This window comes from Gemmatimonadota bacterium (assembly GCA_026706345.1).
Lineage (GTDB): Bacteria > JAAXHH01 > JAAXHH01 > JAAXHH01 > JAAXHH01 > JAAXHH01.
In genome coordinates, this window is the sequence record JAPOYX010000216.1 from 65319 (window position 1) to 88620 (window position 23302).

Sequence of the window (23302 nt, forward strand, 5' to 3'; positions counted from 1 at the left end):
GCATACACTTTGGCCGGTCTCTATATTCATATTCCCTTCTGCACCCACGCCTGCCCGTATTGCGACTTTTCCTTCGAGCTGCTTAAAGACGGCCGGGTAGACCGGTTGCTGGCGGCCCTGGAAGCCGAGGCTGAACGCCGTGTCCGCGAATCGCCCTGGCCGGACACCATCGTCGACACGGTCTTCCTGGGGGGCGGCACCCCCACCTGCCTCACGGATCGTCAGCTGGACCGCGTCTTCGGGATGATCCACGCGTTCTTCCGCGTCGACTCTGACGCCGAAATCACGGTAGAAGCGAATCCGGAGACAGTCAGAACCACCAAACTGCAGCGGCTTCGAGACTTGGGCGCCAACCGGCTCAGCATCGGCGTTCAGTCCTTTTCCGATGACATCCTGCGACGACTCGGGCGTCGTCATACGGCGGACCAGGCCGTGACGGCAATCGTGCTCGCAAGAGAAGCCGGTTTCGAGAACGTCAATCTCGATCTGATGTTCGGGGTGCCCGGCCAGGCGGCGGACTGGGCGGACACACTGGAACGCGCGGTTTCCCTGGACCCGGAGCACGTGTCGGTTTACGGGCTGACGATCGAACCGGGAACGGATTTCGCCCGGATGAAGGAGGAGGGGCTGCTGGACCTGCCGGGTGAAGCGCGTCACGTGGCCTGCTATTACCAGGCGCTTGACCGGCTGGCCGCCGCGGGTTACCGGCACTACGAAGTCTCCAACCTGTCGAAACCCGGCTTCGCATGCAGGCATAACGTTTCCTGCTGGAACGGCGGCGACTACCTGGGGCTGGGGCCGTCCGCCCACTCGCACCTGGCCGGACGGAGACTGGCCAACACGCGTGGCCTCGCCGATTACCTGTCGGCCATGGACGAGCGGGGCGAGGCCGTTGACCTGGATGAAACGCTCACGGTGGAAGAACGTATACACGAGTATATCCTGCTGGGCCTGAGATCCGTCGAGGGTATGGACTCCCGGGCTTTTCGAGACCGATTCGGGGAGGACGCCATGGGCAAACGGGCCCCGGCAATCCATACCCTGGCCGAGGAGGGGCTGCTGGCGGAGCGCGGATCACGGATTCGCCTGACCCGAAAGGGGCTGGCCCTGGCGGACAGCGTCTGCGCGTACCTCATGTAGCCGGACCGGCAGGCCGGTGCGCAAACCGAAAGAGACGGCATCATGAAGAAAATCAGGGTAGGGGTCCTGTGCGGGGGCAGGTCGGCGGAACACCAGGTCTCGCTTCAGTCGGCCCGGAACATCGTCGACGCCATCGACCGGGACCGGTACGAAGTGGTCCTTATCGGAATCGACCGAACCGGACAGTGGCATCTGGGCGATTCGGCGGAATTCCTGCTCAACGCCCACGATCCGAAGCTGATCGCCCTGAACCGCCTGAGTGAAACCGTGACCCTCGCTCCCGGGGCGCCCGCCGACCAGGTGGCGACCCGGACGACGCACCGGCCCGCCGGAAACATCGACGTCATCTTCCCCGTTCTCCATGGACCCTTCGGCGAGGACGGCACGGTTCAGGGCCTCCTGAAGCTGGCCAATCTGCCCTTCGTAGGTTCCGGCGTCCTGGGTTCGGCGGTATCCATGGACAAGGACGTGATGAAGCGCCTGTTGCGGGAGGCCGGCATCGCCATCCCCGATTACATGACGTTTGCATCTTCCGACCGGGACCGAATCGCATTCGATGAAGTGCGTGGCCGCCTGGGCCTGCCTTGTTTCATCAAGCCCGCGAACCTGGGCTCATCCGTCGGCATCACCAAGGCGCATGATGCCGGGGAATTCGAATCGGGCGTCCGGGAAGCCTTCCGATACGACCGGAAGATCCTGGTAGAGGAATACGTAAACGGCCGGGAAATCGAATGCGCGGTGTTGGGAAACGCCCGGCCCGAAGCATCCGGCCTGGGTGAAGTCCGGCCCACCCACGAGTTTTACTCCTACGAGGCGAAGTATATCGACGAGCACGGCGCCGAGCTGGAGATACCGGCCGCGCTGCCGCCCGATCTGACGGAGCGGATCCGGGCGACTGCCGTGGAAGTCCACCGGGTGCTGGCCTGCGAAGGCATGTCCCGGGTCGATTTTTTCCTTAAGGAAGACGGTGCAGTCCTGGTAAACGAGCTCAATACCATTCCCGGTTTCACCCGGATCAGCATGTTTCCCAAGCTATGGGAGGTCGCCGGAGTATCCTACGGCGACCTGATCGACCGGTTGATCCAGCTCGCGCTGGAGAGATTCGATGAAGAAAAATCGCTCGAAACGTAACGGGTGCATCGGGCGGCCTGGCCTGGACTGGCGTTGTCTGGCAGGGTCAAGCCTGGCCGAGCCCGGTCCGGCCGAGCCGGGACGGGTACCCGGGGTACGGACCGTACCAGATTTCGCTTGACATCGCGCGGGTTGCCGGGATAGAATACGGTAAGCGGCGGCCGTCCCGGTTTCCGCTTATCCCGCGGGAATAGCTCAGTTGGCAGAGCATCAGCTTCCCAAGCTGAGGGTCGCGGGTTCGAGCCCCGTTTCCCGCCTGGCAGCCCTGCGGTTTAGTCCATCCGCGGGGCGTTTTCTTATGAGGAGGTTCCCGTGCGACGATCGGCGGTTTGCCTGGGACTGGTCATCGCGGCCCTGGTATTCGCCCGATGCGGTGCGAAGACCATGCAGTTTTCGGATTCGCTCAATACGCCCGAGGCCGAGTATGCGCGGGCGCTCCATCTGCTGGAATCCGGCGCCCATGACGAGGCGGAAACGGCGTTGCGCAGGACGATCCGGCTCGATAGCGGCTATGCGCCGGCCTACGTGGGGATGAGTCGTCTGTTCTTCGAACGGGGCGACGTGAAGGAGGCGATCCGGTATGTGCACATGGCGAGGGTACGGGACGCCGACTACGTACCCTCCTGGTTGATGGCCGCCCGCCTGTACGCCGCCGCCGGGCAGTATGAAGCGGCGGTAATCGAATTCCGGGAGGCGATCTCCCGGGACAGAGACCGGTTATGGGCCGTTGAAAGCTACTTCGATCTGGGCCGCACCCTGGAGAAGCTGAATAAACTGGAAGAGGCCCACGACGCCTACATGGAGGCGGTCTCCCTGGACCCTCTTCATCTCGAGGCCCGGGCCTCGGTCTCGCGTATCTGGAAGACCCTCGGTTCCGAATTCCTGATGCGGCTGCGTTTCGAGAACCGGGACATCATCCTGCCGTGACCGTGACGGAGGTTGCCGCCAGGATGAGCCTGGATACGTCGGCAGCCCCGTCAATCCGGCCGGTCGAGTCAGGATAAATCTCCGATTATACCCTGGATGAAGTTTACGGAACTTCGCAGGGTTTCCCGCCGCTCCGCGTCGCTGTCTCCCGTAATGCCGCATTCATAGGCCAGGTACCCGTCGAATCCGATGTCCCGGAGGGCGGACAGTCCCGCCTTCCAGTCGATGTCCCCGGAGCCAGGCTCCTGGCGGGTGTTGTCGGCCATGTGCACGTGACCCACGTACCGCCGTCCCGCTCTCCGGAGCGTGGCCGGCGTGTCCGTCTCCTCGATGTGCATGTGGAAGAAGTCGCACAGCAGGCTGGCGGACGGCGGGTCGCCGGCCCGCTTGATGATTTCGATCCCTCGTTCCTGCTGTCTCAGCAGGTGCTCCTCGTAACGGTTCAACGGTTCCAGCAAAACCTTCGTGTTCTGCTCCGCGGCGGACTCCGCCAGGTCCCGGACGATCTCCGTCAATAGTTGCATCTCCAGGGTGATCGCGTCGGCCAGCGGCGTAAGATCCGGGATGCGCGGCGGTCCGAATATGGGCGGCAGGATCAGGCCGACGGCCCCGAAGTGCCCGCATACCGCCAAGTTCTCCTTTGCCTCGGCGATGCTGTGGTTCCTCTTGTCCAGATCGGGATCCAGGAAATCGAAGGTGCCCTGGCCGCACAGCGAAACCAGCCGTATGGTGCGGTTACTCAGCGCGGATTCCAGTTCGTCGATCCGCCGGGCCGGACCCCGCCCGGATATCTCGAGCCCTTCGACGTGCAGTGATTCGGCGAAATCGAGTTTTTCGTCGAGCGTGCCGCCTGGGAGCAGGGCTTCCTGCAGGGCGATTTTCATTTCGTCTCCTTATTCATGGTCAAACCGCTTCGTCGATGAGTTTGGCGGTGGCCCAGACCGTCGAAGCGTCGGGCACATCCGCGTTTCGATAGGTGGGAATGAAACACCATCGGTCCCGGCCGGACCGGTTCGGATGGGAACTGTGCAGCAGCCGGTCGTGAAACACCAGCACATCCCCGCATTTCATTTTCACGTCCATCATCGGCTCGCCCTTGAGATCGTCGTCGGAAACGCGGTTGGCGAACCCCCTTGCATCCCGCACCGACGCATGATCCCGCGCCTGCCGATGGGAACCGGGAATGACCCTCAGGCACCCGTTTTCAGGCGTCGCGTCCTCCAGGGCGATCCATGCGGAGTACTTGGTCGCGCCGCCCCAGTACGCCTGGTCCTGGTGCCAGGGCGAGGCGAAGTGGACCGTGGGAGACTTGAATACGGGTTTCGCGCTGAGGAATTCGATGCGGGGGCCGATCAGCGGCCGCAGGATGGCCGTCATCCGGGAGTCGCAGGAAATCGATTCGAAGCGGGGCGGAATGGCGTCGCACATCCACACGTGTACACCCGACGGCCCCGATTGATTTTCCACCAGTTCCTTCGCCTCGGTCTTGCATACCGCCATTTCCTCCGCCGCGAAAACGGATTCGACGAGGAGAAAACCGTTCTCAGCGAAGGATGAAAGAGCCTCGTCCGGCGCCTTACCCATTCCTGCCTCCCGCCGAGCTAGTGTGAATCCCGTGCGACCGGCGCGCCGCTACCGCCGACCAGGAAATCGAAGTCCACGCCCCGGTCGGCCTGCAGCACGTGGTCCACGTACAACCGGCAGTATCCCCGGTCTGTCGCCGGTTCAGGCGGTATCCAGCGGGCTCGTCTCCGGGCCAGTTCATCTTCGGGCACATCGAGTTCAAGGCGGCGCTCACCGACGTCCAGCTCTATCATGTCGCCATCCTGAACGAGGGCCAGCGTGCCGCCCGCCGCGGCCTCCGGCGCCGTATGGAGCACGACGGTTCCGTAGGCCGTGCCGCTCATGCGCGCGTCGGATATGCGCACCATGTCCGTGACGCCCCGTTGCAGCAGTTTCGACGGCAGCGGCATATTCCCCACCTCGGCCATGCCCGGATATCCTTTCGGCCCGCAGTTTTTCAGCACGAGGACGCTGTCCGCGTCCACGTCCAGGTCGGGATCGTCGATGCGACCGTGGAGGTCCTCGATGTCTTCGAACACCACGGCGCGGCCACGGTGCCGCATCAGTTCGGGCGATGCCGCCGAGGGCTTGATGATGGCGCCGTCGGGACACAGGTTGCCTTTGAGTACGGCGAGTCCGCCGGTCGGGGTCAGCGGGGCGTCCAGGGTACGGATGACCTCCCGGTCGTGGCAGGGCGCGTCGGCCGTGTTTTCACCGATGGTCCTGCCGTTCACGGTCATGGCGTCCCGATGAATCAGGTCGCCCAACTCGCGGACCACGGCCGGCAGTCCGCCCGCGTAGTAGAAATCCTCCATCAGGTACTGCCCCGACGGCATCAGGTTCACGATACACGGGATGTCGCAGCCCAGGCGGTCCCAGTCCTGGAGGGAGAGATCTACGCCGAGGCGGCCCGCGATGGCCAGCAGGTGCACGACCGAATTGGTGGAGCCGCCGATGGCCCCGACCACCCGGATGGCGTTCTCCAGGGCATTGCGCGTGACGATGTGGGACATGCGCAGGTTCTCGCGAACCAGTTCCACCGCCCTTGCGCCCGCCTCGTGGGCCAGCTTCATCCGCCGGGCGTCGGCCGCGGGTATGGCGGCGTTGCCGGGCATGCCCAGGCCCAGCGCTTCGACGACGCTGGCCATGGTGGAGGCCGTACCCATGGTCATGCAGTGGCCCGTGGACCGATTCATGCAGGATTCCGCCTCGAGAAACTCCTCTTCGCTCATCGTCCCGGCCCGCACCTCGTCACTGAACTTGTACACGTCCGTCCCGGACCCGATATTCCGTCCCCTGAACCGGCCGTTGAGCATGGGGCCGCCCGATATGGCCAGGGTGGGCAGATCGCAGCTCGCCGCGCCCATGAGCAGGGCCGGGGTCGTCTTGTCGCATCCCACGAGCAATATGACTCCGTCGAGCGGATTGGCGCGAATGGTCTCTTCCACGTCCATGCTGACCAGGTTGCGAAACAGCATGGTCGTAGGCCGCATGAGCGGCTCGCCCAGGGACATGACGGGGAATTCCACCGGGAATCCGCCGGCCTCGTACACGCCGCGGCGGACCCGTTCCGAGATGATCCGGAAATGGGCGTTGCACGGCGTCAGTTCCGACCAGGTGTTGCAGATGCCGATGACGGGCCGGCCGTCGAAGACGTGATCCGGAAGCCCCTGGTTCTTCATCCAGCTTCGATGAATGAATCCCACTTTGTCTTTGGGACCGAACCACTGGGCACTGCGAAGGGGTGATGACATGAATGCTCCTGGAGACGAATCAGATGCTGGAATTATCCCTGACGCCGGGACGCGGCCCATGCCGCGCGAAGCGTGGAAGGGGAAAGGACGAACCGGACGGTGGGTAAGAGTAGGGTCACGGGCACGATGCGGACCTCGCCCTGGCCGTCCAGTTCGAATACGGCTTCATTGAATTCGGGTTCGACGAGAAACCTGACGCGCTTCGCGCCTTGAAGGAATCCGGTGGCTGCGCAGATACTTCCCCAGAGGCGCCCGGTGTCACAGGGATTGTCCAGCCCGATGCGGCCGGCGACACGCAAAGACACGAAATGCACGCACCTCGTCATGTCTCGCAGGAACCTCAACACGCCCCGGATAAATCCCTTGCTCTTCAGCAACTTGCGGAACCGTTTCGCCGGGGCACGCGATGCCTTGCGCGGCGCTTCCCCGGACGAATCGTCCGGTTCAGGCGCCGCCGTGGCCGGCCTCCTTCTCCGCCTTCTTCTCCTTTTCGTACGCTCACCGTCTCCCGCCATGGAAGGCGTGAAACGGAGCAGTCCGAACAGCCAACCGATCGTGATTCTGGCGGAGAATGCTTCCCGCCGAACGATCGAGAAGGAGATCGTCACGGGCGAAGCAAGCAGAAACAGGACCGCGAGCACACACGCGGCAGGTATGATGAGTACCGGTTCGAAATTCGGGGCCACGGCTCAGCTTTCTTTACGTTCGCCCGGCTTCGTGAATCGGTCCAGTACGGACTTCATCAGGTCGGCCACGGTGTGTGCGGCCGAGGATACGCCTGACTGGCCCGACATGCGTTCCAGGCGGACGTCGCCATCCTTGACGACCAGGACGGCGACAGGTTGCACACCCCCGCCGCCGCCGGTGCCGCTGCGTCCGCCGTCTTTGTCCTGGGCCCCGCCGCCGCCGAATCCGAATCCGGTTTTCACCAGCGGGATGACAGTCGTATTATCAACCTCCACCGGGTCGCCCACGACGGACTGCGCCTTGGCCATTTCCCTGAGCTCGCCCAGGGTGGTTTTGACCAGATTTTCCAGATCTGCCATGCATGTTCTCCCATTTGTTCATGCGGTCCCGGTCGTCCAGGGAACCAGGTTGACGCGGCGTACAGCCGAGACGCCGCCGCGACACTCCCCTTCCGCGCGCATACGCGCATGCGGCGGCCGTCAGTCGCCCCACAACTCTTCCAGGCGGCGGTCCCGGCCGCAGTTGTACCGGTAGAACTTGTACCGCAACGGATTCTTGATGTAATAGTCCTGGTGGTATTCTTCCGCCTTGTAGAACACGGAAGCCGGGGTAACCTCGGTCACCACGCGAGCGAAACGGCCGGAATCGATCCATTTCTGTTTCGAGGCCTCGGCCAGCGCTTTCTGTTCGGCGTTGTGATAGAAAATCCCCGCGCGGTACTGGCTGCCCTTGTCGCAGAACTGGCGGTCGTCCACCGTGGGATCGATGTTCATCCAGAATACGTCCAGCAGTTCCTGGTACGTGATCTTCGCCGGATCGTAACGGACTTCCATGGCCTCCGTATGACCGGTGCCGCCGGCGGATACTTCGCCGTAGCTCGGATTGCGCACGTGACCGCCGATGTACCCCACGATGGTGGAAACGACACCGTCCAGTTCGTCATAGGGCGGTTCCATGCACCAGAAACAGCCGCCGGCGAAAGTAGCCAGCGCGTAATCGCCGCTCTGATCGGTCTGCATGGCCTCGCCGGTTTCTCCGGACCGCGGCTCCGGGCCTGTCTTCGAATGGGCGACAGCATATACGGTAAATGCGAACAGTCCAGCGGCCAGCACGGTTAGCAGCGTGTGTTTTGCATTTAACATGGCCTCTCCTTTCTATCGGGCGCGTCCAGCTGTTCCCAACCGGGACTCATCCTATCCGAACAGGCCCATTTGTTTCGACGGCCTCGGTTTCGCCTTTCTCCGCCGCCGACCCGGTCCACGCGTTTTATCGTACTGCTTCAACTGTTCTTCGATATCGGTCAGGAATGGCGACGGCCGGGTCGAGCGCACCTCGCCGAACAGCATGCGCTTCTTCGACCGTACGAGGTAAAGCCGTTCCCTGGCGCGGGTCATGGCCACGTAAAACAGGCGGCGTTCCTCCTCCACGTCGGACTCCATGCCGCCTTGTTGCAGGGGCACCAGACCGTCCTCGCAGCCCACGACGAATACGACCGGGAATTCCAGCCCCTTGGCCGCGTGAAGGGTCATGAGATTCACATGCTCCGCCACTTCTCCGTAGGCATCGTATTCCTGGCTGAGCAGCAGCTTGTCGAGCAGGACCGCCAGATCCGCCTCGATTCGGGCGCACCGGATCAGCTCGCGCAGACTGTCGTCCGCCCTGGGATAGCGCCATTTCATTTTATCCCAGACGGAAGTGCGGGCCAGGTTTTTCAATACGTCGGCCGCCGTGTTTTTCTCCAGGCCGGCGTTAATGGCGTTCAGGTCGTCCAACAGGGCTTCCACGCCGGCCCTGGATCGCTTCATGAGCAGGCGCGGCCGGTCCATCAGGTCCCGCACATGGTCGATCGTGATCTGCGTGCGCTGATTCCAGATACCTTCGATGAGCTCCACGGTCCGGTCTCCCAGTCCGTCAATCATCGACGACAGACACCGCAGCGCCGACGCGGTGGTGACGGCCCGCGTGGTCCGTCCGTCGCCCAGTTGAAGCAGGGTGACCATCTCCTGTACGCCCGGCCGGTTGATGAGGGACGTGTCGCCAGCGACCTGGTAAGGAATCCCGCTGCGTTCGAAGGCCTCTATCAGGGCCGTATTCTGGCTCTTCGTCCGGTACAGTACGGCGACGTCTCCGAAGGATCGTTCCTCGTCCGGATCCGTCCCGCCTTCCAGGCGGCCCGAGTCCTGGGAGAAGAGGCTGGTTCCGCCCGCCAGTCGTTCGATCTGGTGTACGACGTACTCGGCCTCGGCCTTGTCCGATCGGGTTTCTTTGATGACGAGGCGCCCCTGGACGTAGAGCGCGGCGACCAGGGGGGGCGCCGTAGACTGGCTGGAGGCGCCCATGACCTGCGACGAGGCGTCGAGGAGGGAAGCCGCGGAACGGTAGTTCTCCTTGAGGTACTGTACCCGCGCACCGGGGAAATCGTCCGCGAATGAATGGAAATACCGGATGTCCGCTCCGCGAAATCCGTATATGGCCTGGTTGGGATCACCAATGGCGGTGATTCGCGCGCCACCTTCCGCCAGGATCTTCAGCAGGGCGTGCTGGGCTGGATTGATGTCCTGGTATTCGTCCACGAAAACGTAGCGGAACCGCTCGTGCACGCTATTCCGGAACCGCTCGTCCGATCGGAGCAGCTTGGTGGTCTCCAGGATGACGTCGTCGAAGTCCAGCAGCCCATGTCTGCGCAGGAGGCGGGTATAGGCCGAAACCGCTTCCGGGATTTCACCGCTTCGATCCGATGCCTTCCACCGGGCTACCTCTTCCAGCCGCCGCCTGCGCTGCGCGGCGTTGTCCCGCGGCCACTGCGCGCGGGCCAGTCGGTCCTGGTCGTCGGGCGTCGCCACGCTCAGGCTGAACGGGATGCTCGTATGGCGCGACCATTGGCGCATAAGGGCGAGGCAGATCCCGTGAAACGTGCCGACCATGGCCTCCTCGGCCTGGCCGTCGAGGAGGCTTTCCAGCCGCGTCTTCATTTCGCCGGCGGCCTTGTTGGTGAAGGTCACGGCCAGCATCCGTCCGGGTGTGGTTTCATGCCGCGCCAGGTAAGCCATGCGGTGGGTGAGCGTGTGGGTTTTTCCGGTGCCGGGCCCCGCCACGATAAGGAGATGGCCCTCGCGATGCCTTACGGCCTTCCGTTGGTCTTCGTTGAGGCGGCCGTCATCCGATGCCGCGTTTTCCGGTGTCCCGGGCGCCTCGAGCACGGCCACGGAAGACAGGGTTCCGTGAGGCTCCGGCTCCGGCGCCGCGGCCGCCGGAGCCGCGGGTTCCACGAACTCCGACAGGACCGGCGGTTTATCTGCGACCTCAACCGTCCCATTGGTGCGTATCGGCGTCTCTTCCTCCCTCTCCGGCGCCGCTTCCTCCCTCTCCGGCGTATCTTTCGGCCTGTTCTCGCGGGACGGTGCTTTCGCTTCCACGGGCAGTTCGTCCAGCAGGGCGATCTGCGTATCGCCGCCCAGACGGTCCGCCTGGTTAAACAACTTGATCACCCCGTAATCTCCGTCATACCCCGGCAGGATATCCACCTCGCCGACCCGCATGCGTCGAATGCCTTCGGCGATCAACGGCCCCGCCTCCTGTTCGATGTCATCTTCGGGAACGTCCAGGAGTATCTTGAGTTCGCTGCCCAGGCGCGCGAGCATGGCCTGATAGACCAGGTCCACCGTTTTGGATCCGGCGCCGACCTGTTTCGCCTCGCCGATGATCTCGGGGAGGGGAATCACACTGAAGAAATGGCGCGCGCGAGCGGGTCTTTTCCCTTCGGGCCGGTCCGCGAGCTCTTCCACGCGGGCCATGACGCCCACGGTCACGGCCTTGCCGCATTCCGGGCACCGTCCATCCGCGGCAATAGTCTCCCGGGGATGCATCCTTCTCCTGCACTTCCTGTGTCCGTCGTAGTGATACTTGCCCTCTTCGGGATAGAACTCCACCGTCCCCGTCAGCCCGGTGTCTTCCGGATCGGAGAGGGCGCTGTAGATCGCGGGATAGTCGCAGGACGTATCGAACAGGGTGGTTTCCCTGCCCAGCTTCCCGGGCGAATGGGCGTCGGAGTTCGATACGAGCACGTAGGGGTCGAGCTGTTCCAGCCTCCAGTTCATGAGCGGGTCGGACGACAGGCCGGTTTCGACCGCGAAGATATGCTCCGTGAGATCGCCGTAGCAGTCCGATATCCGGTCGAATCCCCCCTTGGAACCCAGGGCGGAAAACCAGGGCGTCCAGACGTGTGCCGGGATGAGACAGGCCATCGGATCGGTCTCCAGGGTGATCTCCAGCAGGTCCCGGGAGTCCAGCCCCAGGATGGGCCGACCGTCCGACCGGATATTGCCGATGGCGCCCAGGCGGGCCTGTAGCGACCTGGCGGCTTCGAATCCCGGCGCAAAAATGATATTGTGTACCTTTCGGACGCCGCCGAGCCGCTTGTAGATGTTCGAGATCTCGACCGTCAGCATAAATCGGACCGGCGCCCGGCAGGCAGCCGGCACCTGGTCGGTCATCGCCTTTTCGAGATCGGGTTTCAGCCGGAACAACCCTTCCTCGGCCGGTTGCAGTTTCTCCTCCAGCTCGTCCATCCAGCCAGGATGGACGAAGTCCCCGGTACCCACCACGCGGATTCCCTTCAACTGGGCCCACTTGTACAGGTGCTCCAGGTTCAGATTCTTGCTGGTCGCCCGGGAGTAATGGGAGTGGAGATGCAGATCGGCGTGGAAGGGCAAGGAGTCCCCCTATGCGTTGACCCATCGCGGATTCCATCCGCCGGAAGCGCTCCGTTCCAGGTCCTTCCGGCGTTACCGCGCCTGTTGGAAAGATGGGGGAACATGCGGGTACAGGCAAGGAGTTTGTATAGCGCGGGACGTGCCCGGGACATGCGGTCAGGAAGCCGGGGTCTCGACCGCTTCGGCGGATTCCAGGACCTGTCCTCTCAGCCTGTTCCGGGCGCGGGCCACGACGGCGAGGCCGTCTTCGAGGATGTAGTAGCAGATGGGTACGAGGATCAGTGTAATGGCCGTCGCAAAGAGCACGCCGAATCCCAGGGATATGGCCATGGGGATGAGGAACTGCGCCTGCAGGCTCTTCTCCAGCAGGATGGGCGTCAGTCCCGCGAAGGTCGTGAGCGAGGTCAGCAGCACGGGCCGGAAACGGGCGACTCCCGCGTTCCGGATGATCTCGTGCAGATCCGCGCCCTCGCCTGCGCGTTCGCGCCCGCGGTTGATGAAGTCCACCAGTACCAGGCTGTCGTTCACGACGACGCCGGAAAGCGCGACGATGCCGAACAGGGAGAGGAGCGAAATCGCGAATCCCATGATCAGGTGTCCCATCACCGCGCCAACGATGCCGAAGGGAATGACGCTCATGATGATCATGGGCTGCACGTAGGACTTGAAGGGGATGGCCAGCAGTCCGTAGATCACGAGCAGGGCGACCATGAAGCCGAAGGTCAGGCTTTCGATGGACTCCTGCTGGTTGCGTTGCTGTCCCTCCAGCGTGTAGGTCAGGCCGGGGTACCTGGCCATGAGCGACGGAAGATAGGACGAGGTCAGGTCGTTGATGATGTCATTTGAACTGGCCACGGCATCGTTCACATCGGCGGTGACGGTGATGACGCGCTTGCGGTCCGTGCGCCGGATACTTGAGTAGCCCCTGCCCATTTCCGCCCGCGCGGCGAGCGAGAAGGGGACCTCGATTCCTGCCGGGGTTCGTATCCGCATGTTCTCCATGTCGCCCAGGGACCGTCTTTCCGATTCGGGATAACGCACCATCACGCGCACGTCGTCCCGGCCCCGCTGAATGCGCTGCGCTTCCTCCCCGTAGAAAGCTTGGCGCACCTGGCGGGAGAGCCCCGCCATGGTGATGCCGAGGGCCTCGCCTTCGGGTGTGACGTGCAACCTGATCTCCTGCTTGCCGGGCCGGAAATCATCGGCCACGTCCACGACGCCGTCGTAATTGGCCACCGCCCGTTTCAGTTCCGCGGTCGCCTGCAACAGGTCATCGGGATCTGTACTGGACAGTTCGATGTTGATCGCCTCGCCCACGTTGAACAGGGAGGACGTGAACGAGAGTTCCACCACATCCGGGATCGGACCGATGAGCTCCCGCCAGCGGTTCACGATTTCCTCGCCGCTTATACTCCTCGTCTCCGAAGGCGCCAGACCTAGTACGACTTCCCCTATGTGGGACGACCGGTCGGATACCGTGAGGCTTCCCGCATTCTGCTCGGCGCGAGCCGCGTTCGGCTGTTGGCCGATGGCCGACATGATGTTCACTATGACCCCGTCGTCGCTTTCTGGCTCATCCGGGGAGAACTCCTTGCCGAGCTGGTTTCGCAGTTGAACGGCACTGTCCTCGATCTGCGAAATGTACCGGTCGGTGACCTCCGCGGGGGTGCCCTGCGCGAGGGTAAGGTGGGCCGACACGAATTCGTTTTCTACCGGAGGGAAAAACACGAAACGCAGGATGCCGCCGGCCACGATCCCGATAGTAAGGATGATAGCGCCTACGCCGATGGAAAGCGTGACGTACCGCCAGGCGAGGGCCTTCTGCAACAGGGGAACATAGGCGCCTTCCACGAAGCGCCGGAGCAGCCGGGCCACGTTGTCCTGGAGATCATGAAGCCACTTGTCGGCGTAGAAGAGCGCCAGGTAGAAGGGCCTGACCAGCAGGAAGGTACGGGGCAGCGGGCTGTCCTTTTGCCTGGGCTGCCCGTGGCGCAGGTGGGTCGGCAGAATGAGCAGGGACTCGACCAGGGAAAAAAGCAGCATGAGGATGATTACGATGGGGAAGACCTCGAAGAATTTCCCCATGAGCCCCTCCACGAAAAACATCGGAGAGAAAGCGACGATAGTCGTCAAAACCGCGAAAGTGATCGGCTTGGCGATTTCCTGGACGCCCACCCGGGCGGCCTCCGCGGGTTCCATGCCCCTTTCCTGGTGCGCGTAGATGTTTTCCCCGGCGATGATGGCGTCGTCCACCACGATGCCGAGCACCATGATGAAGGCGAAAAGCGAAAGCATGTTGATGGAAGCATCCAGGATCGGCATCATCCAGAAGGTGCCGAGAAAGCAGATGACGATCCCCATGGCGACCCAGAACGCCAGCCGGATACGCAGGAACAGAGCCAGGCAGAGAAAGACGAGCAGGAACCCCAGCTGGCCGTTGTTGATCATCAGGTCGAGACGGCTCTCCAGGAGCCGGGACTGGTCCTGCCAGGAGATCAGCTCAACGCCGTCCGGGAGTTCCGCCTGTTTCTCCTCCACGTACCGATGTACGGCGCCGGAAACATCCAGGATGTTCTCGTTGCCCACACGGTACACCTGGACCAGGGCGGCCGGCTTTCCGTCGAAACGGGAGGATATGTCCGTTTCGGCGAAGCCGTCGACGACCCGCGCCACGTGGCTGAGCAGGAGGCGGGTGCCGTCGGGGCGGGACCGCAGCACGATCCGGTCGAATTCGGCTCCGACGAGGGCCTGCCCCTTCGAACGAAGCAGGATCTCGCCGCCGGGTGTCTTCACCGAACCGCCGGGCAGGTCGAGCGAGGAATTGCGCACGGCGCTGACGACTTCGGTGAACGTGAGTCCGTAACGGCGCAGCGCGGCTTCCGATACCTCGATCGAAATCTCGTACGGCCGGACGCTTGCCAATTGCACGTAGCTGATCTCGGGCTGGGCCAGCAGGTCTTCCCGGATCTCCTCGGCGAGCCGTTTCATGGAGGACTCGTCCAGGTTCCCGGCTACGGCGACGTCGATGACCTGGCGCCGGAAGATGATCTCCTGGATGACCGGCTTTTCCGTTTCCTCGGGAAAGGTGTCGATGGCGTCCACGCGGGACTTCAGGTCGTGGACCAGCGTGCGGGCGTCGGCGTCGGGGTCCACTTCGACCAGGATCCTCCCGATCCCTTCCGACGCGTTGGAACTCAGCTTCTTGATGCCGTCCAGGTCCTGGATGGCCTCCTCAACGCGGACGCATACCGCTTCCTCCACCTCGGCCGGGGCCGCTCCAAGGTAGCGGATCGTGATGACGACGATATCGGTCTCGAACTCGGGAAAGATCTCGACCTTGATCCGTGAGATCATCAGCAGTCCGCCCACGATGATCGTCATCATGAGCAGGTTGGCCGCCACGTTGTTCCGGGCGAACCAGGCCAGTACGTAGTTCATTTACCCGTGCCTTCCTGTTCCTGTACGACCGGTCCGGACGAACTCGAATCAAGTATGCGCACTTCCATTCCGTCCACCTGGGTCTCCAGGGCGGACAGGCAGACGCGTTCGCCCGTTTCGATTCCGCTCAGGATGAGCACCCGGTCCGACTCTATCCTCAGTACCTCCACGTTGCGGAACCGGAGCCTGTTCTCTTCATCGATCACGCCGATCCGGTTTTCGCCATGCATGGCCGTCCGGGGCAATGCCGCCACGTCGGGATAGTGCTTGCCAAGGATCTCCGCTTCGATGAACATGCCGATGCCCAGGGGCGGCCGGTCGGGATTCGCGCCACGGCCATAGGGATTCTGTACTCTGGCCACGGCGTAGACCATCCGGCTCATGGGATCGATCTCGCCTTCCATGCGAACCACCCTGCCGTTCCAACTGTGTTGCCGGCCGGCGAACTCGGTGCTGATCACGACAGGAGGGCCGGCGGCCCGGCCCGTCTCGCCGCGGAATTGCATGGGCGTGTCGAAAAACGCCAGTTCTTCGTCGGGTATGGGCAGCCGGATTTCGGCGTAATTGATGGCGTAGATGGTCGCCAGCGCCTCGCCCCGGCGGAGGAACTGCCCGACATCCACGTTTTTCTTCCTCACTCTGCCGGCGTACGGAGCGCGAATCTCCGTCCGTTCCAGATTGAGCTTCGCTTGTTCAAGCGCCGCGACCGAAGCTTCCAGGTTGGCGCGGGCCTGGGCAAGCTGGGGTTCCCGCAACACCAACGGCATGGGCGCGCCCGAGCCCAGCCGGCGCCATTCGTCCTGGGCCAGGCGGGCTTCTTCCTGCTCAATCTGCATTGCGGTGGCGAACCGGGCCGTATCCGCGGCGGCCCGCGTGACCGCCAGTTCCGCGTCGCGCGGGTCGAGGCGCACCAGCAGTTCGTCTTCTTCGAAGAATCCACCGGGTACGAAGGAGGGCGAAACGTAGACGATCTGGCCGTCCGTCTCCGCCGAGAGCGCGCTTTCGGTCCTCGGCATCACGGCGCCCTGGGACCGCACGGTGAGCTGTACCGTGTCCAGGATCGCGGTGGTTGCGCGAACCAGCGGCGGTGGCACTGCCGGCGGCTTGCTCTCCACGACGGGCCTGCTGCGGACCAGGAATACCAGGATCAGCAGCGATCCAAGGATGATGGCCAGCGGAAGAAATACCTTAACCCATTTGTTCATCCCTTACTCCCGTGTTTTTCCTGTTTCCGGTCCCGCATGGTCAAAACCGCCTCCCAGCGCCAGGTAGAGGTCTACCCGGGCGTCCAGCCGCTGTCTCCGAACGGCCAGGTACTGTCCTTCGGATTCGAAGGCGCGCCGCTGGGCGTCCAGCATGGTGATCACGTCGCTCAGCCCACTGTGATACCGCGACTCCGCGAGTTCGCGGGCGGCCGCGGCCTGTGTCGAAGCTTCCAGCAGCGCCGCTTCCCGCTGTTTGAGGAGCGTGTCCGCCACCAGGGCGGTTTCCACCTCGCCGTAAGCGCGGAGGGCCTGGCCCGCGAAATTCGCCAGGACCTGGTCGCGGTTGGCTTCCGCCAGGTCGACGCCCGCGCGGAGCCGCCCGCCCTGGAACAGGGGCTGCAGCAGGCTGGATGCAAGACTCCAGACGATGAAGTCACCGTCGAGCAGGTCGGTCAGTGCGGCCGAGGAGGTCCCGCCCGAGCCGGTCAGGCGAATGGCCGGATACCGTGCCTTTTTTGCCACTCCGATTCGTGCGCCGGCCGCCGCGAGCCGCCGTTCGGCGAGCATCAGGTCGGGACGCCGCGCGATGAGATCGGCGGGAAGTCCCGCGGGTACGGCGGCCGGTACCGCCGGAAGGTCCGCGGCTATCGTCAGCTCGGCCGACGGATACCTGCCCAGGAGGATCTCTAGCTGCCTGACGACGCTGTCGTACGCCTGCATCCTCTGCAGCACGACCGCCTCCGCCGCGGCCACGTTGGAGAGCGACAGGCGCAGGTCCAGGGCGGGCCTGAGACCGCGCGCGTACCGGTTTTCGATGCGTTCGTTCACCACCTTGAAATTGTCCCGGGTCGCCCGGGCCAGTTCGAGCTGGCGCCGTGCCTCGATGGCGGAGAACCACGCCTTGGCGGTCTGCCCCGCGACGGATGATCGGACCCCGTGCAGATCGGCCTGTGAGCCCTGCAGGTCCGCCAGCGCGGCCGCCTTGTCATCGCTGAGCCGGCCCCAGAGATCGATTTCCCAGTTGATGTTGGTCGATACGCCGTAATTCGTCGACGTGGTGTTCAACACTCCGCCACTACTGCCCGGAATGGGAAATCCGATGAAGTTCCGGCGCTGCCGCGACCGGTTGAAGTCCAGGCTGACCTGCGGAAAAAGAGGCGCGCCGACGATGCGCGCCTGGGCCCGCGCGGCCCGCATGCGGCCGGTGGCGGTCTCGAGTTCGAAGTTGCGGGAGAGGGCTTCGTCGATGAGCGCATTCAACCCGGCGTCGCTGAAATCCGTCCACCACCGCGCCCCGATCCGGCCTTTGTCCGACGGGGCGGCGGTCCATTCGGGAGGAGCAGGAGTCTGGAGGGAAGGGAACTGCGGCTTCGGCACCGAGGCGCAACCACAAAACAACGCCGCGGATGTGAGCATGGCGCAGAGTGCTCTCACGAACGCCCCCTGGTAAGGTGGTGCCGGGTCCCCGTACGCATCAGGTAGGTACGACGGACGTCTTGAGGATAGTCGGAAAATTCCGGTTTGCAGTCAAGCAGATTAGACGGCGGGCCATGGCCGCGCGCCGGCCCGCATCTCCAACTTTACGCCTGAGCGTGTGGAAGCGCGTGACCCCGGCATATAATCTGTTGCAATTCGTTTGAAGATCCATAATATGGTATGCGCTGAAACCGGAACGCGAATCCGGAACGCCCATGTGGTATGCGCTGAAACCGGAACGCGGCGTACCTGGTTGCAAACTCGAAAATCCGGGGTGGGTGTATGGCTGGCAGACAGCGCGAGGCGCGAAGGCCCTTCGTCCTGTGGCTCACCGGGCTGTCCGGATCGGGTAAGAGTACGATCGCGGACCGGGTTTACGAAACGTTGAAAGACAGGGGAATCAAGGTGGAACGGCTCGACGGAGATGAGATCCGGTCGGTCTTTCCCGATACGGGATTCGACCGGTCGGGGCGCATGGCCCATATCGCCCGGGTGGGTTATCTCGCATCGGTCCTCGAGCGGAATGGGATCAGCACCATCGTTTCCCTCATTTCACCTTACCGGGAAGCTCGTGAAAACGCGCGGCAAGGCTGTGGGCGCTTTATCGAAGTCCACATCTCCACGCCCCTCGAGGTTTGCGAGGCGCGGGACGTCAAGGGACTCTACGCGAAGTCCCGTCGGGGTGAAATCGAGGGCTTCACCGGTATAGGCGATCCGTACGAAGCGCCGGAAAGGCCGGAACTGGTGATCGACACCTCGCGTCAAACCGTTGGGGAGTCCGTAGCCGCGGTGATGCGGCATATCGAACCCTTGATCTGAGAGGCGATAATCCACCCATGTCCCGGTACACCATTTCGCACCTGATGCAGATCGAGGCCGAGAGCATTCACGTGATGCGGGAAGTCGTCGCGGAATTCGAACGGCCGGTGATGCTGTATTCGGTCGGCAAGGATTCCTCGGTCATGCTGCATCTCGCGCGCAAGGCCTTCTATCCGCAGAAACTGCCCTTTCCGCTGATGCACGTCGATACCGGGTACAAGTTCGAAGAGATGTACGACTTCAGGGCGCGCATGGCCGAAGAATACGAGGCGGAACTGATCGTCTACCGCAACGAGGCCGCCATCGCCGAAGGCGCCAATCCGTACGACCTGGGCACGCAGCGGTGCTGCGGCCTGCTGAAGACGCAGGCTCTGCTCGACGGACTCAAATCAGGACGCTTCGACGCGGCCCTGGGCGGCGCCCGCCGCGAGGAGGAGAAGTCGCGCGCCAAGGAGCGGTTCTTTTCTTTCCGGGACCGGTCAGGCCAGTGGGATCCGAAGAACCAGCGGCCCGAACTGTGGAACCTCTACAACTGCCGCATCGGCCAGGAGGAATCCATCCGGGTGTTTCCCCTTTCCAACTGGACCGAGCTGGACATCTGGATGTACATCCACCGGGAGAACATCCCGGTCGTGCCTCTGTACTTCGCCCGGGAGCGCCGGGTCGTGATCCGGGGCGAACAATTGATTCCCGTGGAGGGACAGGCCCGCATCCTACCCGGTGAAACCGCTCAATCCATGGTCTGCCGGTTCCGCACCCTGGGCTGTTCTCCATGCACCGGCGCCGTAAGATCCACCGCCACTTCCGTCGAAGAGATCATCGAGGAAATGATGGTGGAGCGCATATCCGAGCGTTCCACGCGCATCATCGACCACGACCAGGAAGGTTCGATGGAGCTGAAGAAGCGGGAAGGCTACTTCTAGAGCCAATTCGGCCGCCGAAGCTACGGTTCGGCCGCTTGACCGGCAGCGCATCCTGAAATGACCGACATCCAGACGTTTTTGACGCAGAACGAAGAAAAGGAACTGTTGCGTTTCAGCACGGCGGGCAGCGTGGACGACGGGAAATCCACGCTGATCGGCCGGCTCCTGGCCGACTCGAAGAATATCTACGAGGACCACCTCGCCTCGCTCAAGCAACTGGCCCGGCAGGACGAAGCCCCCGACCTCGCCCTGTTGCTGGACGGTCTCAAGGCCGAAAGGGAGCAGGGCATCACCATCGACGTGGCCTACCGGTATTTCTCGACCCCCAGGCGGAAGTTCATCATCGCCGACACGCCGGGCCACGAACAGTACACCCGGAACATGGCGACCGGGGCATCCGGCGCGAACCTCGCGATCGTGCTGGTCGACGCGCGCAACGGCGTGCTCACGCAGACCCGCCGCCACGCTTTCATCACTTCACTGCTCGGCATCCAGCATCTCGTCGTGGCCGTGAACAAGATGGACATGGTGGATTACAGCGAAGAGGTCTTTGCCGCCATCCGTCGTGAATTCCTGGATTACGCCGCCAAGTTGAACGTGAGTGACATCCGACTCGTTCCGGTCAGCGCCCTGCTCGGCGACAACGTGGTGGAAAAGAGCGGGCGCATGCCGTGGTATCACGGCCAGACGGTGCTGGATATTCTCGAGGACGTCCAATTCCTGACCGATCGGAACCTGGTGGACCTGCGGTTTCCCGTGCAGTACGTCATCCGCCCCGACCAGGATGCGCGGTACTACGCGGGACCGGTGCTGTCCGGCGTGGTCCGGCCCGGTGACGAGGTGCTGATCCTGCCCGGACAGAACCGGACGCGGGTGAAGTCCGTGTCCAGCTTCGACGGCGACCTCGCCGAGGCCTATCCGCCCATGTCCGTTTCGCTGCAGCTCGAGGACGAGGTGGACGTGAGCCGGGGAGACATGATCGTACATCCGAAGAACCTGCCCCACGTGGAGCGGCGGTTCGAGGCCATGGTGGTGTGGATGGGCGAAGCGCCCATGGATCCGTCCCGCCACTACCTGATCAAGCAGACTACGCAGACCGCCCGGGCCAGCATCGATCACGTGGACTACCGGATCGACGTGGACACGCTGCATAAAGTCAACGTGGCGCACCTCGCGCTCAACGAGATCGGCCGGGTGGCCCTGAGCTCGAACCGCCCCCTCTTTCACGACGCGTACCAGAACAACCGGCTGACCGGCAGTTTCATCCTGGTGGACTACCTGACCAATAATACCGTGGCCGCGGGCATGATCATCGACCGGCTGCCGGAAGACCGCGTGCCGATGGACGTGGATGCCGATTCCGAACCGAGAGCTTCAACATCGGAGCGGTCCAGCTTGGTGAACCTGGACCGTCGCATCGCGCGTTACGGCCAGAAGCCGTGCACGATCTGGATCACCGGACTGGTGGGCTCGGGGAAATCGGCCGTCACCTACGGACTGGAAAAGGCGTTGTACGAAGCGGGATACTCGGTGGTGGTGCTGGACAGCTCGGTCGTTCGAAGCGGGCTCAGCCGCGACCTGGGCTTTTCGGCGGCGGACCAGGCGGAGAACCTGCGGCGCGTGGCCGAAAGCGCGGCCGTGCTGAACGAATCAGGACTCATCGTCATCGCCTCTTTCATCTCGCCGAGTGAGGACGGCCGCCGCCAGGTGGCCGAACGGATCGGGACCGGCCGGTACGTGGAGGTCTTCGTCGACGCGTCGCTGGAATGGTGTCGGAAGCATGATACCACGGGTTGTTACGAGAAGTCGGACCGGGGCCTGCTGCGCAACCTCGCCGGCGTGGACTACCCCTACGAAAAACCCCGCGACCCGGCGATGACGGTCTCGTCGGAGACCGATCCGCTCGATCGGTCCGTTTCCCGCATCTTCGAGTTGATGAAAGAAAGAGGCTACCTGCTTCCCAGGCAACAGCCCGGCGCGTAAACGCCCGGCTGCCTCCACGGGTCGCCATGGACAGCTTCAGGCCGCCGTGCGTCTTCAGGCCGCCATGGACAGCTTCATGCCGCCGTACCTTCAAGCCGCCGCGCGTCCGGAAACCTCAGGCGTCACCATCCCGTAACGCCCATGATCCAGTAGGCGGTCTGGGCGACGATGAAGAGCAGGATGAAGGCGATGGCCAGGGGCATGAGGCCGCTGACGACGGTCCATTTGACGCTTTTGGTTTCCCGGTACACCGTCCACATGGTCGTGGAACACGGGTTGTGCAGCAGGGAAAAGAGCATCAGGCAGACGGCAGTGAGGAGGGTCCATCCCTGCTGGTCCACCAGGAGATGCTGTAGCTCGGCCATCGTGTCCAGTTCGATCATCATCCCGGCGCCCGTGTAGGCCATGATGATGGTGGGGACCACGATTTCGTTGGCGGGGATGGCGATGATGTAGGCCAGCAGGATCACGCCGTCGAGACCGATGGCGCGCCCCACGGGTTCCAGCCACTGCGAGACCCATACCGTCAGGCTCTGTCCCCCGGCGTAGATGTTGCTCAGCAGCCAGATCACGCCGCCCGCCGGCACGGCCATGACTACCGCCCGCCACAATACGAAGATCGTCCGGTCTATCAGCGAGGTGTACAGCACGCGCAGGATGCTGGGACGCCGGTAGGGCGGGAGTTCCAGTGTGAAGCTGCTGGCTTCGCCGCGCAGGAAGGACCGGGACAGTATGGCCGAGACCAGCAGGGTCGTCGCGGCGCCGATCAGGACGATGAGGACCAGGGAGCCGGCCGCGGCCATGGCCGCGAAGGCCGGCGGGAACGCCGCCGCCACGAACAGGGTAGCGAGTATGATCAGCGTGGGCCACCTGCCGTTGCAGGGCATGAAGTTATTGGTGAGGATGGCGATCAGCCGCTCCCGCGGCGAGTCGATTACCCGGCAGGCTACCACGCCCGCCGCGTTGCAGCCCAGGCCCATGCTCATGGTGAGCGCCTGCTTGCCGTGGGCGCCCGCCTTCTTGAACAGCGCGTCGACGTTGAATGCCACGCGGGGGAGATACCCCAGGTCTTCCAGTATGGTGAATATGGGGAAGAAGATCGCCATGGGAGGCAGCATGACGGAGACCACCCAGGCCAGTCCCCGGTAGACGCCGTGCCAGATGAACCCGGTGACCCACCAGGGCATGCCCAGGGAATCGAACAGCTCGACGCCCCGCGCGCCCAGCCAGAAAAGTCCTTCGGCCAGCATGGCGGAGGGCACGTTCGCCCCCGAAATCGTGACCCAGAAGACGACGCCCAGGAGCAGGGCCATGAAGGGCAGGCCCCAGACCTTTGAGGTTACGATGCGATCCAGCTTCTGTTCCCACGGATAGGAAGTCTTCTCGCCGGTGCGGACGACCTTCCGGGTGATGGCCTCGGCGTCCTGGTAGATGGCTTCGACGATCTCGTCCCGGTACGACCCTTCCAGTCCCCGCTGCATTTGTTCGACCCGGCCGAGAATGTCCTCCCCGGTACGGGATCTCGTCGCAGTGTCGCTCATATC

Annotated in this window: 17 protein-coding genes and 1 tRNA gene; 7 read left to right on the forward strand and 11 right to left on the reverse strand. The window is 63.4% G+C overall.

What is annotated here, in order from left to right; all coding sequences use genetic code 11:
- Positions 1-9 precede the first annotated feature (9 nt).
- The 4 genes from hemW to OXG98_15365 all read left to right on the forward strand — a co-directional run bounded on the left by hemW (position 10) and on the right by OXG98_15365 (position 3198).
- Positions 10-1140 carry a radical SAM family heme chaperone HemW gene (gene hemW / locus OXG98_15350; protein MCY3773381.1) on the forward strand — a complete coding sequence of 377 codons (1131 nt, stop codon included), beginning with the start codon at positions 10-12 and terminating at the stop codon, positions 1138-1140.
- Between the two features lie 42 nt (positions 1141-1182).
- Positions 1183-2271, forward strand: coding sequence for a D-alanine--D-alanine ligase (gene ddlA, locus OXG98_15355; GenBank protein MCY3773382.1), 1089 nt, complete (start codon positions 1183-1185; stop codon positions 2269-2271).
- Between the two features lie 184 nt (positions 2272-2455).
- A tRNA-Gly gene (locus tag OXG98_15360) sits at positions 2456-2528 on the forward strand.
- 55 nt (positions 2529-2583) lie between these two features.
- Positions 2584-3198, forward strand: coding sequence for a tetratricopeptide repeat protein (locus tag OXG98_15365; GenBank protein ID MCY3773383.1), 615 nt, complete (start codon positions 2584-2586; stop codon positions 3196-3198).
- 68 nt (positions 3199-3266) lie between these two features.
- Here OXG98_15365 and OXG98_15370 read toward each other — a convergent pair whose 3' ends face one another.
- The 10 genes from OXG98_15370 to OXG98_15415 form a co-directional block, all read right to left on the reverse strand.
- Positions 3267-4082: a sugar phosphate isomerase/epimerase gene (locus OXG98_15370; protein MCY3773384.1), complete on the reverse strand. Its 816-nt coding sequence runs from the start codon at positions 4080-4082 to the stop codon at positions 3267-3269.
- A 19-nt stretch (positions 4083-4101) separates the two neighbouring features.
- Complete coding sequence (locus tag OXG98_15375; GenBank protein ID MCY3773385.1) at positions 4102-4782, reverse strand: phytanoyl-CoA dioxygenase family protein; 681 nt, start codon at positions 4780-4782, stop codon at positions 4102-4104.
- Between the two features lie 17 nt (positions 4783-4799).
- Entirely contained in the window at positions 4800-6515 is a 1716-nt protein-coding gene (locus OXG98_15380; protein MCY3773386.1) for a dihydroxy-acid dehydratase, read from the reverse strand.
- 32 nt (positions 6516-6547) lie between these two features.
- Entirely contained in the window at positions 6548-7201 is a 654-nt protein-coding gene (locus OXG98_15385) for a DUF2953 domain-containing protein (protein ID MCY3773387.1), read from the reverse strand.
- A gap of 3 nt (positions 7202-7204) precedes the next feature.
- Entirely contained in the window at positions 7205-7561 is a 357-nt protein-coding gene (locus tag OXG98_15390) for a spore germination protein GerW family protein (GenBank protein MCY3773388.1), read from the reverse strand.
- 120 nt (positions 7562-7681) lie between these two features.
- Positions 7682-8221, reverse strand: a complete 540-nt coding sequence (gene msrA, locus OXG98_15395; protein ID MCY3773389.1) for a peptide-methionine (S)-S-oxide reductase MsrA — start codon at positions 8219-8221, stop codon at positions 7682-7684.
- Positions 8222-8395: 174 nt separating this feature from the next.
- Positions 8396-11914 (reverse strand): UvrD-helicase domain-containing protein, encoded by a 3519-nt coding sequence (locus OXG98_15400; protein ID MCY3773390.1) that lies wholly within the window; start codon positions 11912-11914, stop codon positions 8396-8398.
- A 156-nt stretch (positions 11915-12070) separates the two neighbouring features.
- Positions 12071-15352 (reverse strand): efflux RND transporter permease subunit, encoded by a 3282-nt coding sequence (locus OXG98_15405; GenBank protein ID MCY3773391.1) that lies wholly within the window; start codon positions 15350-15352, stop codon positions 12071-12073.
- Positions 15349-16557, reverse strand: a complete 1209-nt coding sequence (locus OXG98_15410; protein ID MCY3773392.1) for an efflux RND transporter periplasmic adaptor subunit — start codon at positions 16555-16557, stop codon at positions 15349-15351. The genes OXG98_15405 and OXG98_15410 overlap by 4 nt, the downstream gene beginning before the upstream one ends.
- A 3-nt stretch (positions 16558-16560) precedes the next feature.
- On the reverse strand, positions 16561-17991 hold the full coding sequence (locus tag OXG98_15415; protein ID MCY3773393.1) for an efflux transporter outer membrane subunit: 1431 nt from the start codon (positions 17989-17991) through the stop codon (positions 16561-16563).
- 324 nt (positions 17992-18315) lie between these two features.
- On the opposite strand from OXG98_15415, the gene cysC reads away from it, so the two are divergent.
- Genes cysC through cysN form a run of 3 tightly spaced genes read left to right on the forward strand, consistent with a single transcriptional unit; the run spans position 18316 to position 21758 of the window.
- The gene (gene cysC, locus OXG98_15420; protein MCY3773394.1) at positions 18316-18852 is read left to right on the forward strand and encodes an adenylyl-sulfate kinase; all 537 of its coding nucleotides are present in this window, start codon (positions 18316-18318) and stop codon (positions 18850-18852) included.
- A 17-nt stretch (positions 18853-18869) separates the two neighbouring features.
- A complete protein-coding gene (gene cysD, locus OXG98_15425; protein MCY3773395.1) occupies positions 18870-19775 on the forward strand; it encodes a sulfate adenylyltransferase subunit CysD in 906 nt (301 codons plus the stop codon).
- A gap of 57 nt (positions 19776-19832) precedes the next feature.
- Positions 19833-21758: a sulfate adenylyltransferase subunit CysN gene (gene cysN / locus OXG98_15430; protein MCY3773396.1), complete on the forward strand. Its 1926-nt coding sequence runs from the start codon at positions 19833-19835 to the stop codon at positions 21756-21758.
- 122 nt (positions 21759-21880) lie between these two features.
- Here cysN and OXG98_15435 read toward each other — a convergent pair whose 3' ends face one another.
- On the reverse strand, positions 21881-23299 hold the full coding sequence (locus OXG98_15435; protein MCY3773397.1) for a ferrous iron transporter B: 1419 nt from the start codon (positions 23297-23299) through the stop codon (positions 21881-21883).
- Positions 23300-23302: the final 3 nt, after the last annotated feature.

Bases quoted from the DNA above. Each gene is read 5' to 3' on its own strand.
- OXG98_15435 (MCY3773397.1), bottom strand. From the start codon at position 23,299: ATGAGCGACACTGCGACGAGATCCCGTACCGGGGAGGACATTCTCGGC.
- cysC (MCY3773394.1), top strand. From the start codon at position 18,316: ATGGCTGGCAGACAGCGCGAGGCGCGAAGGCCCTTCGTCCTGTGGCTC.
- msrA (MCY3773389.1), bottom strand. From the start codon at position 8,221: ATGCAGACCGATCAGAGCGGCGATTACGCGCTGGCTACTTTCGCCGGC.
- OXG98_15390 (MCY3773388.1), bottom strand. From the start codon at position 7,561: ATGGCAGATCTGGAAAATCTGGTCAAAACCACCCTGGGCGAGCTCAGG.
- ddlA (MCY3773382.1), top strand. From the start codon at position 1,183: ATGAAGAAAATCAGGGTAGGGGTCCTGTGCGGGGGCAGGTCGGCGGAA.
- cysN (MCY3773396.1), top strand. From the start codon at position 19,833: ATGACCGACATCCAGACGTTTTTGACGCAGAACGAAGAAAAGGAACTG.
- OXG98_15380 (MCY3773386.1), bottom strand. From the start codon at position 6,515: ATGTCATCACCCCTTCGCAGTGCCCAGTGGTTCGGTCCCAAAGACAAA.
- OXG98_15375 (MCY3773385.1), bottom strand. From the start codon at position 4,782: ATGGGTAAGGCGCCGGACGAGGCTCTTTCATCCTTCGCTGAGAACGGT.
- OXG98_15370 (MCY3773384.1), bottom strand. From the start codon at position 4,082: ATGAAAATCGCCCTGCAGGAAGCCCTGCTCCCAGGCGGCACGCTCGAC.
- OXG98_15410 (MCY3773392.1), bottom strand. From the start codon at position 16,557: ATGAACAAATGGGTTAAGGTATTTCTTCCGCTGGCCATCATCCTTGGA.
- cysD (MCY3773395.1), top strand. From the start codon at position 18,870: ATGTCCCGGTACACCATTTCGCACCTGATGCAGATCGAGGCCGAGAGC.
- OXG98_15405 (MCY3773391.1), bottom strand. From the start codon at position 15,352: ATGAACTACGTACTGGCCTGGTTCGCCCGGAACAACGTGGCGGCCAAC.